The organism is Pseudomonas sp. QE6 (assembly GCF_041379005.1).
In the GTDB taxonomy this organism is placed as follows: Bacteria; Pseudomonadota; Gammaproteobacteria; order Pseudomonadales; family Pseudomonadaceae; genus Pseudomonas.
The window spans coordinates 5,889,583-5,905,017 of sequence record NZ_CP166873.1; the positions used below are offsets into that span (position 1 = coordinate 5,889,583).

14 protein-coding genes and 1 pseudogene are annotated in these 15,435 nt (G+C 65.6%); 6 read left to right on the forward strand and 9 right to left on the reverse strand.

Annotated elements, in window-relative coordinates:
* Positions 1-36: 36 nt before the first annotated feature.
* Positions 37-957, forward strand: a complete 921-nt coding sequence (locus tag ACAW63_RS26900; protein ID WP_371230453.1) for a DUF4344 domain-containing metallopeptidase — start codon at positions 37-39, stop codon at positions 955-957.
* On the opposite strand, the gene ACAW63_RS26905 is transcribed toward ACAW63_RS26900, so the two are convergent.
* From ACAW63_RS26905 to ACAW63_RS26920, 4 genes are all read right to left on the reverse strand, one after another.
* The gene (locus tag ACAW63_RS26905; RefSeq protein ID WP_371230455.1) at positions 938-1,873 is read right to left on the reverse strand and encodes a glutathione S-transferase family protein; all 936 of its coding nucleotides are present in this window, start codon (positions 1,871-1,873) and stop codon (positions 938-940) included. The genes ACAW63_RS26900 and ACAW63_RS26905 overlap by 20 nt on opposite strands.
* 63 nt (positions 1,874-1,936) lie before the next feature.
* Positions 1,937-2,239: a GIY-YIG nuclease family protein gene (locus ACAW63_RS26910; protein WP_371230457.1), complete on the reverse strand. Its 303-nt coding sequence runs from the start codon at positions 2,237-2,239 to the stop codon at positions 1,937-1,939.
* Positions 2,236-2,937, reverse strand: a complete 702-nt coding sequence (locus ACAW63_RS26915; RefSeq protein WP_371230459.1) for a glutathione S-transferase C-terminal domain-containing protein — start codon at positions 2,935-2,937, stop codon at positions 2,236-2,238. Before ACAW63_RS26915 ends, ACAW63_RS26910 begins: the two co-directional genes overlap by 4 nt.
* 72 nt (positions 2,938-3,009) lie before the next feature.
* On the reverse strand, positions 3,010-3,492 hold the full coding sequence (locus ACAW63_RS26920) for a nuclear transport factor 2 family protein (protein ID WP_371230461.1): 483 nt from the start codon (positions 3,490-3,492) through the stop codon (positions 3,010-3,012).
* Between the two features lie 112 nt (positions 3,493-3,604).
* On the opposite strand from ACAW63_RS26920, the gene ACAW63_RS26925 reads away from it, so the two are divergent.
* A complete protein-coding gene (locus ACAW63_RS26925; RefSeq protein ID WP_371230463.1) occupies positions 3,605-4,555 on the forward strand; it encodes a GlxA family transcriptional regulator in 951 nt (316 codons plus the stop codon).
* Between the two features lie 122 nt (positions 4,556-4,677).
* Here ACAW63_RS26925 and pcsA read toward each other — a convergent pair whose 3' ends face one another.
* The 5 genes and pseudogenes from pcsA to ACAW63_RS26950 all read right to left on the reverse strand — a co-directional run bounded on the left by pcsA (position 4,678) and on the right by ACAW63_RS26950 (position 9,913).
* Positions 4,678-5,421: a phosphatidylcholine synthase gene (gene pcsA / locus ACAW63_RS26930; RefSeq protein ID WP_370601703.1), complete on the reverse strand. Its 744-nt coding sequence runs from the start codon at positions 5,419-5,421 to the stop codon at positions 4,678-4,680.
* A gap of 254 nt (positions 5,422-5,675) precedes the next feature.
* Positions 5,676-6,452 (reverse strand): amino acid ABC transporter ATP-binding protein, encoded by a 777-nt coding sequence (locus ACAW63_RS26935; RefSeq protein ID WP_371230464.1) that lies wholly within the window; start codon positions 6,450-6,452, stop codon positions 5,676-5,678.
* Positions 6,453-6,461: 9 nt separating this feature from the next.
* A complete protein-coding gene (locus tag ACAW63_RS26940; RefSeq protein ID WP_371230466.1) occupies positions 6,462-7,559 on the reverse strand; it encodes an amino acid ABC transporter permease in 1,098 nt (365 codons plus the stop codon).
* 10 nt (positions 7,560-7,569) lie between these two features.
* Entirely contained in the window at positions 7,570-8,754 is a 1,185-nt protein-coding gene (locus ACAW63_RS26945) for an amino acid ABC transporter permease (RefSeq protein ID WP_371230468.1), read from the reverse strand.
* 125 nt (positions 8,755-8,879) lie between these two features.
* Positions 8,880-9,913, reverse strand: a pseudogene (locus tag ACAW63_RS26950) (amino acid ABC transporter substrate-binding protein).
* A gap of 514 nt (positions 9,914-10,427) precedes the next feature.
* On the opposite strand from ACAW63_RS26950, the gene ACAW63_RS26955 reads away from it, so the two are divergent.
* The 4 genes from ACAW63_RS26955 (at position 10,428) to rhlB (ending at position 15,152) form a co-directional block, all read left to right on the forward strand.
* Complete coding sequence (locus ACAW63_RS26955; protein ID WP_371230469.1) at positions 10,428-11,081, forward strand: alpha/beta hydrolase; 654 nt, start codon at positions 10,428-10,430, stop codon at positions 11,079-11,081.
* A 210-nt stretch (positions 11,082-11,291) separates the two neighbouring features.
* Positions 11,292-12,230 (forward strand): GGDEF domain-containing protein, encoded by a 939-nt coding sequence (locus ACAW63_RS26960; RefSeq protein WP_371230471.1) that lies wholly within the window; start codon positions 11,292-11,294, stop codon positions 12,228-12,230.
* 94 nt (positions 12,231-12,324) lie between these two features.
* The gene (locus ACAW63_RS26965; RefSeq protein ID WP_371230473.1) at positions 12,325-13,482 is read left to right on the forward strand and encodes a dipeptidase; all 1,158 of its coding nucleotides are present in this window, start codon (positions 12,325-12,327) and stop codon (positions 13,480-13,482) included.
* A 143-nt stretch (positions 13,483-13,625) separates the two neighbouring features.
* The gene (gene rhlB, locus ACAW63_RS26970) at positions 13,626-15,152 is read left to right on the forward strand and encodes an ATP-dependent RNA helicase RhlB (protein WP_371230475.1); all 1,527 of its coding nucleotides are present in this window, start codon (positions 13,626-13,628) and stop codon (positions 15,150-15,152) included.
* Positions 15,153-15,435 lie beyond the last annotated feature (283 nt).

A 15,435-nucleotide genomic window follows, 5' to 3' on the forward strand; every position in this document is an offset into this window, starting at 1 on the left:
AGTCAATTGAGGCGCCTCACTCTCACGGTGGCCGCCATGTCCGCCCACGCATTCACCGCCGTCTCCCCTCCGCGCTCCGGGTGCTCCCGGGCGCACCGCTCGTACCTCGCATTGCTGTTCCTGCTCTGCGCCGGGCTCGTATGCGCCGGTCCGGCGCCACCGCTTTCGCCCAACGTCGCGCGCTTCGTGCTGGCCAACGCCGAATTCAGTGTGATGCACGAGATGGGGCACATGCTGATCGCCGAATACGACCTGCCCGTGCTGGGGCGCGAGGAGGATGCCGCCGACCAGCTCGGCTTCATCCTGTTGTTCCGCCTCTACGCGAAACTGCCCCAGGACGAGATCGACGCGCGCCTGCTGGACATCGCCGACTACTGGCGCCTGGAATGGCAGACTCCCAAGCCACCGCCGGACCAGGTGCTGGCCTGGGACAGCCACCCGCTGGACGAGCAGCGCTACTACAACATCGCCTGCCTGCTGTACGGCAGCGACATGAGCCGGCTGGACTGGGTGCCGGCGTTGACGGGCTTGCCCTACGAACGTGCGGTGTATTGCGACCAGGAATTCCAGCAGGCCAGCAAGGCCGTGAACTGGGTGCGCCACGTCCGGCGCACCCAGGCCATACGGCATCATCCCGGGGTGCGCGTAGAGTTCGAACCGCCGCTGACCAACCTCCAGGAAAGCGAGCAACTGATCGCCCTGCTGCGCGACGAAAACCGCCTCCAGGCACTCGTCGACGAGGTCTTCCTGCAATTCCATCCGCCCCGTCCGCTGACCCTGCGACTGGTCAACTGCGGCGCGCCGGATGCCTGGTACAACATCAACGCCGGGGAAATGGCGCTCTGTTACGAGCGCCTGCAGCACTTTCGCGAGATGGCCGAGAACCTGCCGCGCCTGCGTACCCCGGTGACGCGGCGATGTCCCTGGCCCGCGGGGCTCAGGCCGGGCGGATGCTGAAGCCCAGGCGTGGGAAGTGCACGTGGACGGTGCCGGCGCGCGGGTCCTCGCGACGCAGGATCAGGCTTTCGCGCCCCGCATGCAGCAGTTCGCCCTCCACCGGATCGACGCCATAGTCGGTGGCGGCGATCACCACCCGCTGACCGGCCGTGAAGCCATTGGGATCGACGAAATCATCCTCCGGCAGTGCGGCGGGCTGGCTGTCGCGGGCGATCGCGATGGCCTCCTCTGCGCTCATCTCGCTGTGGGCGCCGTGGCCGAAACCGAGCACGCGGCCCAGCCAGGCGCTGGCCGCCGGGTAGTCGTCCACCAGCGGCGCGGTCACCGGCGTCCCCTTGAGGAACCACAGACAGTGGGCCAGGGCGAAGTCGGCGATCGATGGCTCGCCGAACAGGAAGTCGCCCTCCTCCCGCCCCAGCTGTTGCTCGATCCGCGCCATGAACACCGGCCACTGGTGTCGGGCCAGCTCAGCCGGCAGGCGGCTCGCGGTGCCGCCGCTGAACAGCTGGCTGCGATCGGCGATGAAGGCCTTGAGGAACTCCGGCGGCAACTTGCCGAAGCGCACCGCGATGGATTCGGGCTGGAACACCAGGCTGACGGCGTGCTGGAAGATCACCGAATCGGCCCACTGGGCGAAGCTGGCGGCGGTGAACTCCTGGCCCTCGGGGAACAGCGACGGTACGGCCTTTTCCTGCTCCAGGCGACGGGCGATCAGTGCGGTGTCGCAGTAGATGTCGGCGCCGACCTGCAGCACCGGGGTCCGACGGTAACCGCCGGTGAGGGCCATCAGGTCCGGCTTGGGCATCAGCGGCGGGATGGTCACCGAGTGCCAGGACAACTGCTTGAAGCCCAGCAGCAGACGCGCCTTTTCGGCGAAGGGCGAAGTCGGGTAGTGGTGCAGGATCAACTCGGACATCACGGGCTCCAACAGCCTGAAGGTAGACAGGCAGCTTAACCCGCGAGGCGGCGTCGGCCTACCTCAGTCCCCGGATGGGGCAACATCCACGGCAGTGATGGCCGGATTGGCCTGCACCAGGCGTTCCTTGGCCAGCTTGGTCAGCCCCTTGATCGCCCGCTCGCGGCGCAGCGCGTCGCCCTTGCCAGGGCAGGCTTCGACATAGACCAGCGCCTGCGCCGGGCTGGAGTGGAAGAAACGCGCGCCGCGGCCGCTGCGGTGGGTCTCGAAACGGCGCTGCGGGTCATCGCTGATGCCGCAGTAGAGCGCGCCGTTCTCGGCGCGCACCAGGTAGACGAACCAGGGTTTGGCTTCTGCCGCGGTCACGATGCCCAGACCCGTGCCTGCATGCGCTCGCAGTAGGCCACCAGCCGCTCATAGCTGCGCGCCATGTCGTTGAGCGGGGTTTCCAGAGTGCTCAGCACCAGGTTGGCCAGCACGCCGTAGGCGGCGGCGTCGGCGCTGCAGGGCTGGGCGCCGCCGTAGAACGGCAAGTCACCGAGCATGCCGTCGAGCGCTTCGAGGTCATCGCGGGCGAAACTCAGCAGCTCCTCACGGCTGTGCCGGGTCAGGCCGCGGCCGCTGAGGTGGCCACGGATCTTGCGCTGTATGAGCTGTCCCACCAGCGGGCGCAGGGGCGCCGGGATGCTGCGAAACATCACGTCCTTCACCTGGCGGAAGCCCTGGTCGTCGAGCCAGCGGAAGTACACCAGCAGTGGCACCAGGTGCTCGTCGCACAGCCGGGTAATCGACACCGCCCAGCCACGGCCGCGAGCGTCCAGGCCGGCGTCGAGGTCGAATTCGTAGTACTGCTGCAGGGTGCGCATGATGATCGCGGTATCCGCGATGGCCTTGCCGTCCAGGGTGATGAACGGCAGCTTGCCCTTGGGCCCCTTGCGCGGGTCGGTCACATGCTTGATCTGGTATTCCAGCCCGGCCAGGCGCAGGAAGGTTTCCAGCTTCAGGCAGAAGGGACTGACGTTGGGCACATTGAACGCGGGCGGGAACTGAAAAAGAGTGATCATGGCGGCATCCTGTCGGAGTCGCCTGTCATTTAAGCCTATCCGCCCCGCGCGGGCGAGCCCGGCACCTTGACATCAGGCCGTCGCGGCCCGCTGTGCGCGGTAGGCGGCAAGCGCCCTGGCCGCCTGGGCGCGGATCGCGGCCTGCACCGGAGGCGCCCAGCCCAGTAGGGCTCCCTTGGCGCCGAGGGCCTGGCGCGACCACTTCCACAGGTCGAACGAATCCACATGCTGACAGATCAGTCCGTCGCGGAAGTGGAAATGTGCCTGGATGTGATTGATCACTTTCCGACCGGTCTGGGTAAAGGTGTAGGAAGCCACCCAGCGCGCCGAACCCCGCGTATCGTCGGCCTCCACGCCCTCGTAGCTGAGCGAGAAATCCTCGGCGCGGGCAGTGAGCATGCGCCACATGTCGCCGGCCTCGGCGCCATGCAGGTCGGTGAATACCGGGTCGCTGAACTGCACATCGGCGCTGTAGCAGGCGGCCATGGCCTCGCCATCGCGGCGCTGGAAGGCCTGGTAGAAGCGTTCGATCAACTGGGCGTTGGGGTGTGCCATGATGGCGCTCGCAGGATGGGATTGAGCGCAGTATCGACGAAGCCTGGGCTGGACACGATTGGCAATATCGACAAAATTATGATCGATAACGCCAAAGCCGTAGTGAGACGCCATGTTCAGGATAGCCCTGTTCGTCTGCCCGCAAACGCTATGTTCCAGCCTTGGCCTGGCCATGGATGCCTTCCACCTGGCCAACCGGCTCGCCGGTCGGCGTCTCTTCGACGTCTTGCGCGTGAGCGCCGACGGCATGCCGGTCATCCTCTCCTTCGGACGCGTCGAAGTCGAAGGCGGTCTCGACCTCGCCAGCGGCTGCAATCTGCTGCTGATCCCCGCCACCGGAGCGGACGTGGCCGCCACCTGCCGCGCCAATCAACCACTGCTCGCCTGGCTACGCGCCGCGCCTACCGGCGTCGAACTGGGCAGCCTGTGCAGCAGCGCCTTCCTGCTCGCCGAAGCGGGAGTGCTGGATGGCCGCCGCGCCACCACCCACTGGGCGCTGGAGTCAGCCTTCCGCGAACGTTATCCACAGGTGAACCTGGACATCGACGCACTCTGTACCGAAGACAGCGGCCGTCTCTGCTCCGGCGGCGCGCAGGCCGGGCTGGACCTGTGCCTGTACCTGATCGAGCGCCACGCCGGCGCGGCCCTGGCCCGGCGCGCGGCGGCCACCCTGGTGTTCGAGCATGGCCGTGGCCGGCAGCGGCGCTTCACCCCGCTGCTGCCCGAGCCGGTTCCCGAAGGCTCGGCGCTGGCACCCTTGCTGGAATGGCTGGAGGACAACTACGCCGAACCCTTCGACCTGGCGGCGCTGGCGCAGCGTGTGCACTGCTCGACGCGCACCTTGCTGCGGCGCTTTCGGGAGCAACTGGGGATGACGCCGAACGATTACGTGCAGCGCCTGCGCATCGCCTCGGCACAGGAGGCGCTGGGCGACCCGGGGCGCTCGCTGGAGCGCATCGCCAGCGATATCGGCTACGCCGACCGCGCCAGCTTCGCGCGGCTGTTCAAGCAGTTGTGCGGGGAGACGCCGGGGGCCTTCCGGCAGCGCCTGATGGGGCGATAGGTGCAAGGTCTGTCTGTAGGAGCGAGCTTGCTCGCGAACCGCCCAACACCGAAGCTGCCGGGAAGTGGTTCGCGAGCGAGGACTGGGCGTCCCCCCTCGGTCCTACGAAAATCTAAAGCCGGCTAGTGGAACCACTCCATCGCCGTGCGCCATACGCAGACGCCGACGAAGTAGGCCGATGCGACGAACCACAGGCCCAGGAGCCAGGGCTGGTCGTGGGGCTGCTGGAGGATCAGCAGCGCACTGCTGAGCATCCAGACGAAGGTCACGGCGATGTTCAGCGGCATGAACTGACGCACGCGGAACGGGTGCAGGAACTTCATCTTGGTCAGGGTCAGCGCGGCCAGCACCAGCACGGTGACGAAGCTCACCCAGGGGTGCAGGGCGAGTACGTAGAAGTACACCGCGACCACGTTCCACGCGGCCGGGAAGCCAACGAAGTAGTTGTCCTTGCTCTTCATGTTGACGTTGCAGAAGCAGAACAGCGAGGACACCAGGATCACCCCCACCGCCAGCAACTCGGTGTGCACCGGCAGCGGCACGTAGCGGTAGATGAAGATCGCCGGGATGAACACGTAGGTGAGGTAGTCGATCACCAGGTCCAGGGTGGAGCCATCGAAGTGCGGCAGCACCGCCTTGACGTCGAACTTGCGCGCCAGCGTGCCGTCCAGACCGTCCACCAGCAGGGCGACGCCCAGCCACAGCAGGCACGCCTGGGGTCGGTTATCGACCAGAGCCAGCAACGCCAGTAGCGCAAGGATGACACCGCTGGAGGTCACCGCATGGGCGCTCCAGGCTTTGGCTTTGCTCAGGTTCACTGGCGATAGGATCAGGTTCACGTCGGCTCTCTTCCTTCGGACGGCGATGCAGGTGAGCTACTTGAAACGTTAGCCCATCCCTGACAAACCACTGCACATGGGAACACCGATCCGCCGGCCGAGTTCAGCGCCCGCGCATCGATTCCGCCTTGGCGGCAGTGGAAAGTTCCAGCATACGCTGTCGCGGCGGCGGGGTGCCATCGGGGAAGACGAGCGTGAGGTTTCCAGGCATTGCGCCGGGGAAGCTGAAGAGCCCCTCTCCCGCGTGCGGGAGAGGGGCGGGGTCAGGGTGCATCTCCCTCTCAGTGCAGGATCTGGCTGAGGAACAGCTTGGTGCGGTCCGACTTCGGATTGTCGAAGAACTGATCCGGTGGTGCCTGCTCGACGATCTCGCCCTTGTCCATGAAGATCACCCGGTTCGCCACGATGCGGGCAAAACCCATCTCGTGGGTCACGCAGAGCATGGTCATGCCGCTCTGCGCCAGGCCGATCATGGTGTCGAGCACTTCCTTCACCATTTCCGGATCGAGCGCCGAGGTCGGTTCGTCGAACAGCATGATCTTCGGCTTCATGCACAGCGCCCGGGCGATCGCCACGCGCTGCTGCTGGCCGCCGGAGAGCTGCCCCGGGTACTTGTTGGCCTGCTCCGGGATGCGCACGCGCTCCAGGTAATGCATGGCGATTTCCTCGGCCTGGCGCTTGGGCAGCTTGCGCACCCACATGGGCGCCAGGATGCAGTTCTGCAGCACGGTCAGGTGCGGGAACAGGTTGAAGTGCTGGAACACCATGCCGACCTCGCTGCGGATCGCCTCGATCTGCTTGAGGTCGTTGGTCAGCTCCGTGCCGTCGACCACGATGCTGCCCTGCTGGTGCTCCTCCAGGCGGTTGATGCAACGGATGGTAGTGGACTTGCCCGAGCCGGACGGGCCACAGAGCACGATGCGCTCGCCCTGCTTGACCTCCAGGTTGATGTCCTTGAGCACGTGGAACTGGCCGTACCACTTGTTCACGCCCTTCATGGTGATCATCGTGTGATCGCCGATGGCCGGCTGTGCGGTCTTTTGGGTGGCTTCCGACATGATGGGCTCCTAACGCTTATGGCCGGTGTCCAGCTTGCGCTCCAGGTGCATGGAGTAGCGGGACATGCTGAAACAGAAGATCCAGTAGACCGCCGCGGCGAACACATAGCCTTCGATGGCCATGCCCAGCCAGGCCGGGTCCGCGGTGGCGCGCTTGATGCTGTTGAGGAAGTCGAACAGGCCGATGATGATCACCAGGCTGGTGTCCTTGAACAGCGCGATGAAGGTGTTGACGATGCCGGGGATCACCAGCTTGAGCGCCTGCGGCAGTATCACCAGGCCCATGCTCCGCCAGTAGCCCAGGCCCATGGCGGCGGCCGCCTCGTACTGCCCCTTGGGGATCGCCTGCATGCCGCCGCGCACCACCTCGGCGATGTACGCGGCCTCGAACAGCACCACCATCACCATGGCCCGCAGCAGCTTGTCGAGGTTCATGCCTTCGGGCAGGAACAGCGGCAGCATCACCGAGGACATGAACAGCACGGTGATCAGCGGCACGCCACGCCAGAACTCGATGGTGGTGACGCAGATGACCTTGATCGCCGGCATCTTCGACCGTCGCCCCAGCGCCAGCAGGGTGCCCAGCGGCATCGCCCCGCAGATGCCGACCGCAGCGATCACCACGGTGAGCATCAGGCCGCCCCATGCGCTGGTGGGCACGGTTTCCAGACCGAGGAAGCCCCCATGCAGCAGCCAGAAGGACACCAGCGGCAAGGCCACGAGGAAGCACGCGCCGTACTTCAGTTTGTACTGGAAGCGCTTGAGGAACAGCGGCGCCGCCCCGAAGATCACGAAGAGTACGGTGAGGTCCACGCGCCAGCGCAGCTCCTCGGGGTAGAAGCCGTACATGAACTGCCCGAAGCGCGAGGCGATGAACACCCAGCAGGCGCCCTCGCGCGTGCAGTCGGCACGGGTGGCGCCGCTCCAGTTGGCCTTGATGAACGCCCACTCCAGCACCGGCGGCAGGATCAGGTACACCAGGTACAGCCCCAGCAGCGTCAGCAGGGTGTTGAACCAGCCGGAGAACAGGTTGGCGCGCAGCCAGCCGAGGACGCCCACGCTCATCGCCGGTGGCGGCAGGTCGGGCTTGAAGGTATGAGTTGCCATCGAAGCCTCCCTATCTCTCGATCAGCGCGATGCGCTTGTTGTACCAGTTCATCAGCAGCGAAATGCTGATGCTGATGGCCAGGTACACGCTCATGGTGATGGTCATGGTCTCGATGGCCTGGCCGGTCTGGTTGAGCACAGTGCCGGCGAACAGCGAGACCATGTCCGGATAGCCGATGGCGGCAGCCAGCGAAGAGTTCTTCGCCAGGTTCAGGTACTGGCTGGTCAGCGGCGGAATGATCACCCGCAGCGCCTGCGGGATGATCACCAGGCGCAGGATCTGCCCCGGGCGCAGGCCCAGGGAACCGGCAGCTTCGGTCTGGCCGTGGCTGACCGCCTGGATGCCCGCGCGCACCGTCTCGCCGATGAAGGCGGCGGTGTAGACCGACAGCGCCAGGATGATCGACACCAGTTCCGGAATCACCACCCAGCCGCCACGGAAGTTGAAGCCCTGCAGCACCGGCACGTCCCAGTGGAACGGCGCGCCGGCGAACAGCGAGACCAGCGCCGGCAGCAGGATCAGCAGCGCCAGTCCGCTGAGGAACACCGGGAAGGCCTTGCCGGTGGCATGGCGGCGCGCCTTGGCCCACTTCCAGATCACCGCCCAGCCGACGATGGCCAGGACGAACGCGACAATGAACGGCCCCAGGCCATCGGCGGCCATAGGCTCGGGCATCTGCAGGCCGCGGTTGTTGAGGAAGAGCAGGTTGCCGAAGCTGATGCTCTGCCGGGGTCCGGGCAGCGGCCCGAGGACGGCGAAGTACCAGAAGAAGATCTGCAGCAGCGGCGGAATATTGCGGAAGGTCTCGATGTACAGGGTCGCCAGCTTGCGGATCAGCCAGTTGCGCGACAGCCGCGCCACGCCGAGGACGAAGCCGATGACGGTGGCGAAGAAGATGCCCACCACCGTGACCAGCAGCGTGTTCAGCAGGCCGACCAGGAACACCCGTCCATAGGTGTCGCTTTCGCTGTAGTCGATCAGGTGCTGGGAGATGCCGAATCCGGCGCTGTTCTGCAGGAACCCGAAGCCGGACTGGATGCCCCGGTGCGCCAGGTTGGTCTGGGTGTTATCGAAGAGAAACCAGCCGACCGCGACAACGACGATCACCGCGATGACCTGGAAGGCCCAGGCACGCACCGTGGGATCGGTGAGCGAGAACCCTCGCGGACGCTGGGCTTTGATGGAATTCTGCATGTAAGCCCTCTCGGAATCCTCCGCAGGCGGGCACGGGGCTACGCCCGCGTCGCCAGCGGAGGCTTCACGTCATCAGAAACAGGGCCGGCGCCCACCATCAGGGCGCCGGGCACACACGGGAAGGGTCAGCGCACCGGCGGTGCGTACTGCAGACCACCCTTGTTCCACTGGGCGTTGAGGCCACGCTTGATCTTCAGCTCGCTGCCGTCGCCGACGTTGCGGTCGAAGATCTCGCCGTAGTTACCCACTTGCTTGACGATCTGCACCACCCAGTCCTTGGACAGTTTCAGATCCTTGCCGTAGTCGCCTTCAGCGCCGAGCAGGCGGGCAACGTCCGGGTTCTTGGTATTCTTGGCCATCTCCTCGACGTTCTTCGAGTTCACGCCCAGCTCCTCGGCGTTGAGCAGCGCGAAGAGCGTCCAGCGCGCGATGTGGAACCACTCCTCGTCACCCTGGCGTACCGCCGGGGCCAGCGGCTCCTTGGAGATGACTTCCGGCAGCACCACGTAGTCATCCGGCTTGGCCAGCTTGATGCGCTGGGCGTAGAGCTGCGACTGGTCGGAGGTCAGCACGTCGCAACGGCCGGACTCCAGGGACTTGGCGCTCTCGTCGGAGGTGTCGTAGGTGATGGGGGTGTACTTGAGGTTGTTGGAGCGGAAGTAGTCGGACAGGTTCAGCTCGGTGGTGGTGCCCGCCTGGATGCACACGGTGGCGCCGTCGAGTTCCTTGGCGCTGGAAACGCCGAGCTTCTTGTTCACCAGGAAGCCCTGGCCGTCGTAGTAGGTCACGCCGACGAAGCTCAGGCCCATGGCGCTGTCGCGCGAACTGGTCCAGGTGGAGTTGCGCGAGAGGATATCGATCTCACCGGACTGCAGCGCGGTGAAGCGCTCCTTGGCGGTCAGCGGACTGAACTTGACCTTGCTGGCGTCGCCGAACACGGCGGCGGCCACGGCACGGCACGGCAGACATCGACGTCGATGCCCTTGTACTGCCCCTTGGCGTCGGCGTAGGAGAAGCCCGGAAGACCGTCACTGATACCGCACTGCACGTAGCCTTTCTTCTTCACTGCATCCAGGGTGGCACCCGCGTGAGCGAGGCCGCTGATACCGAACAGCGCGGCGGTAGTCAGCACAGCCAGGGTGGATTTCACCATCTTCATCGATCTTCTCCGTTGCTTTTTTAGTGTTCTGGAGTCCCGGTTCCACCGCCGTACCCTCGTGAGGCACAAGCAAGACCACTGACGGGATGGAGACCTAAGGGTGAGTCTAGTCGGCTCTCGGAATCCGCACCGAGGCATTGCAGACGTCCCCCGAGCCCGCAGGTGATGCGGGCTGGAACGGGTATAAGAGATCATTGCGCATGAAGGCGAAGGCCCGTCGCGCCAACCCTTGACCACGGTGGACGACGACGGGCCCTGAAGCGGCCCAAGGCCCTTGCTACCCCGCTTGCGGTACAGCTTTCCGGATGGGGTCGGTAAAGTGTTACCGCAAACGGGGTGGCATAGCCTGGAACCTGAGTTAGCAAGGGCCGTACCAGCTCCGCGTCGCCGCCATCAATCCGCCATCGTCAAGCCCTGCAAGTTATGGCAACGCGACATATTCTTGCAGGACACTTCCGACAGTTTTCGCGCGCGGTGCGCCTTTCCAGAGCGCCCGCCCCACTCTGGAGCCTCCATGACCCAGCCCCTGATCCTCGAACCCTCCCGCCCGGCCGACGCGTGCGTCATTTGGTTGCACGGCCTGGGGGCCGACCGTTACGACTTCGAGCCGGTAGCACAACTGCTGCAACGCAGCTTCAACAGCACCCGCTTCATCCTCCCGCAGGCGCCGACCCGGCCGGTCACGGTGTTCAACGGCATGCCCGCGCCGAGCTGGTACGACATCCTCGCCATGGCGCCGGCCCGCGCCATCGACCAGGCCCAGCTGGACGCCTCGGCCGACAGCGTGATCGCGCTGATCCAGGGCCAGCTCGACCAGGGCATCGAGGCCCGCCGTATCATCCTTGCCGGCTTCTCCCAGGGCGGCGCCGTGGTGCTGCACACCGGCTACCTGCGCTGGAACGGCGAACTGGGCGGCGTCATGGCCCTGTCCACCTATGGCCCGACCTTCGGTGACGACGTCAGCCTCCCCGCGCCGCAACGGCAACTGCCGGCGCTCTGCCTGCATGGCACGCTCGACGACGTGGTGACGCCCGACATGGGCCGCGCCGCGTACGACTTCCTGATCGGCAATGGCGTCCCGGCGCAGTGGCGCACCTATCCGATGAGCCATGAGGTGAGCAACGAGGAGCTCGGCGACATCGCCGCGTGGCTGCGCGAACGCCTCTGATCCCCTCGTCCACAGGAACAGCGCCGGCGCACGGCCAGTGGAGTGGCTGGAGAGCCGATGAATCGCCGAGTCGACCGCCGGTCGGCCCGGCATGAAGCCAGATTGCCAGTATCCGAATCTGATTAATACTGATGGCTCAATGTGCGAATTGGACTACTAGGGAGAGTCGGTCGTGCACATCATCAGTCCCTTCCCCGCTTCCATCGCGCCATGAAACCCGCGCAATGGAAGGAGGATATCCAGCAACTGCAGCACCTTCGCCTGTTCCAGAACGTGGCCGCGGCCAGCCTGGAACAGCTGCTGAAGGACTTTCGCGCCTGCGAACTGGAAGCCGGTGAAATCCTCCTCTCTCCGTTCAACCGCAACCACTTCCTTTATATGGTCCTGCACGGCCAGTTGAAGGTGTACCTGGGTTCGCTCGACAACCAGCCGGTCACCACCCTCAACCCTGGCGACTGCGCCGGCGAGATCAGCTTCATCGACAACGACCACCCCTCCGCCTACGTGGTGGCCGCCGAACCGACCACCGTCCTGCGCCTGCACCGCGAGTCGCTGATCAGCCTCTTCCAGCATTCCCCGCAGGTGATGCAGAACCTCCTGGGCGTGCTCTGCGAAAAGGTGCGCCAGGGCAACCGGATCATTCTCGACACCGAGCAGAACGCCAACATCGATACCCTGACCGGGCTGTTCAACCGGCGCTGGCTGGAACACATCTACGACCGCGAAAGCACCCGCTGTGCGTTCAACGAGCACCCGTTGTGCCTGCTCATGCTGGATGTCGACCACTTCAAGGATTACAACGACGAACACGGCCACCTGGCCGGCGACTACGCCCTCTGCCTGGTCGCCCACACCCTGCGCAGCCAGTTGCGTCCCAAGGACAGCATGGCGCGCTACGGCGGCGAGGAGTTCGTCATCCTGCTCCCGGAGATCGGCGTGGAAGAAGCCCGGCGCATCGGCAACCGGTTGCGCCAGAGCCTGGAGCAGGTGAAGACCTTCTATTCGCCGATGGGCGTGCTGCCCGGCGTCACAGTGTCCCTGGGCCTTGCCCAGATGGACTACCAGGAAAACCTGCCGAACCTGATCCTGCGGGCCGACAGCGCGCTCTACCAGGCCAAGCAGGAAGGCCGCAACCGCCTGGTGGGATGACCTACCCGCACAAGCCGCGCGGATTCCCCGCGCCTGCCCGCCCCCACCTTTGCTAGAGTCCGCGCACCAGAACAAGACAGCCGGGAAGCTGAACATGCGCAAAACCCTGATCGTGTTGCTATTGCTGGTGGCCGTTGGCCTGGGGATCTTCTTCAGCCTGCCGGCGTACCTGGACCGCAAGATGAACACCGTGGCCGCCCCGCCGCCCTACCCCGCCTCGGATACCGCCACCGCCCTGCACAACACCCTGTTCGTCGCCGACCTTCACGACGACGCCCTGCTCTGGGACCGCAACCTGCTGGACCGCCACGACCACGGCCACACCGACCTGCCGCGCCTGCTCGAAGGCCACGTCGGCCTGCAGGTGTTCTCCACCGTCACCAAGACCCCGCGCGGCCTGAACTACGAACGCAATGGCGCCGACAGCGACAACATCACCCCGCTGGTCATCGCCCAGCGCTGGCCGGCCCGCACCTGGAACAGCCTGCTCGAACGCGCCCTCTACCAGGCCGAGCTGCTCGACAAGGCCGCCGCCGACAGCCAGGGCAAGCTCACCCTGATCCGCGGCCGCGACGACCTCGCCCGCTATCTCGACGCCTGGCAGAAGGACCCGAAGCAGCTCGCCGGCGTGCTCGCCACCGAAGGCCTGCACCCGCTGGAAGGCAAACTGGAAAACATCGACCGCATGTACGACGCGGGCTTCCGCATCATGGGCCTGACCCACTTCTTCGACAACGAAGTCGGCGGCTCCGCCCACGGCCTGAAAAAGGGTGGCCTGACGCCCTTCGGCCGCCAGGTGATCGCCCGCCTGGAAGAGAAGAAGATGCTGGTGGACCTGGCGCACGCCTCCCGCGCCCTGATCGATGACGTGCTGGCCATCGCCACCCGGCCGGTGCTGGTCTCCCACACGGGCGTCGAGGGCACCTGTGCGGGCGTCCGCAACCTGACCGACGCCCACCTGCAGCGCATCGCCGCCACCGGCGGGCTGATCGGCATCGGCTACTGGGACGGCGCCGTGTGCGACACCTCGGTCAAGGCCATCGTCAAGGCCATCCGCTACGCCGCCGACAAGGTCGGTGTGCAGCATATCGCGCTGGGCTCGGACTTCGACGGCGCCGTGCACACCCCCTTCGACACCAGCGGCCTGGCGCAACTGACCCAGGGCCTGGCGGAAGCCGGCTTCAGCCAATCGGACATCGCTGCCATCATGGGTGGCAACGTGCGTCGCCTGCTGCTGGAAACGCTGCCCTGAGAGCCTGCTGCCGTTTCGCCGCACTTGTGTCGAAACGGCATCCGCCCCGTCCGTCAGGCCCGGGAAATCCTGTGGCACTTCGCCCTGCGGGCATCTTGCATTACACTGGCGGCCGTTCATTCCTTAACCAGTACGAGACCACCGTGCTCAAAGCACTCAAGAAAATCTTCAGCAAGGGCGAGGGCGAGCAGCCCGTCGCCACGCCGGCAGCCCCCGCCCCCGCTGCCTCCGAGCCCGCCCAGAGCGGCGAGAAGCGTCCGCGCAAACCGCGCAATCCGCGTCCTGAAGGCGAAGCCGCCGAGAAGCAGGCCCGCGCCCCCAAAGGCGACAAGCCCCGCGCCGAGCGTTCCGAGAAAGCCGAACGCGGCGAAAAGACCGATCGCGCCGACAAGCCCCGCGAACCCAAGGCCGACAAGCCGCGCCGCGAGCGCAAACCGCGTCCGCCGGTGGTGGACAACTGGAAGCTGGAAGACTTCGTGGTGGAGCCGGCCGAAGGCAAGACCCGTTTCCACGACTTCAACCTCGACCCGCGTCTGATGCACGCCATCCATGACCTGGGCTTCCCTTACTGCACACCGATCCAGGCGCAGGTGCTGGGTTACACCCTCCGCGGCCAGGACGCCATCGGTCGCGCCCAGACCGGCACCGGCAAGACCGCCGCGTTCCTCATCTCCATCATCACCCAGCTGCTGCAGACCCCGCCGCCGAAAGAGCGCTACATGGGCGAGCCGCGCGCGCTGATCATCGCGCCGACCCGCGAGCTGGTGGTGCAGATCGCCAAGGATGCCGTGGGCCTGGCCAAGTACACCGGCCTGAACGTGATGAGCTTCGTCGGCGGCATGGACTTCGACAAGCAGCTCAAGACCCTGGAATCGCGCTTCTGCGACATTCTGGTCGCCACCCCGGGCCGCCTGCTGGACTTCAACCAGCGCGGCGAGGTGCACCTGGACATGGTCGAGGTGATGGTGCTGGACGAAGCCGACCGCATGCTCGACATGGGCTTCATCCCGCAGGTGCGCCAGATCATCCGCCAGACCCCGTACAAGGGCGAGCGCCAGACCCTGCTGTTCTCCGCCACCTTCACCGATGACGTGATGAACCTGGCCAAGCAGTGGACCGTGGACCCGGCCATCGTCGAGATCGAACCGGAGAACGTCGCCAGCGATACCGTCGAACAGCACGTCTATGCCGTGGCCGGCAGCGACAAGTACAAGCTGCTGTACAACCTGATCGCGCAGAACGACTGGACCCGCGTGATGGTCTTCGCCAACCGCAAGGACGAAGTGCGCCGCATCGAGGAACGCCTGACCAAGGACGGCATCAGCGCCGCCCAGATGTCCGGCGACGTGCCGCAGCACAAGCGCATCAAGGTCCTGGAAGGCTTCCGTGAAGGCAAGATCCGCGTCCTGGTCGCCACCGACGTCGCCGGTCGCGGCATCCACGTCGACGGCATCAGCCACGTGATCAACTTCACCCTGCCGGAAGACCCGGACGACTACGTGCACCGCATCGGCCGTACCGGCCGCGCCGGCACCACCGGTACCTCCATCAGCTTCGCCGGCGAGGACGATGCCTTCGCCCTGCCGCCGATCGAGGAACTGCTGGGCCGCAAGATCAACTGCGAGATGCCGCCCACCGAGCTGCTCAAGCCGGTACCGCGCAAGCACTGATCCGCCTCTGCACCACAAGAAGGCGAAGCCACCCGGCTTCGCCTTTTTTGTTTCCACTTCGCGTTACGTCCGGTGACGCCTTCGCCTCCCTCCTCCATCCCCGCGCCACTCATTCATCCCGCCGGACCCGCCGGGACGACCTGGCGCCGGCCACCGCAAACAATGGCAACACGCCATCCTCCGGCGTAGGCGCCAGTCGCGCGCCCTTTTCGATCATTTTTATTTACAGTCGTAAATTAATTCGCACGCTTCTTGCACAGCAAGCGAGAACAAGTCCAAGAAA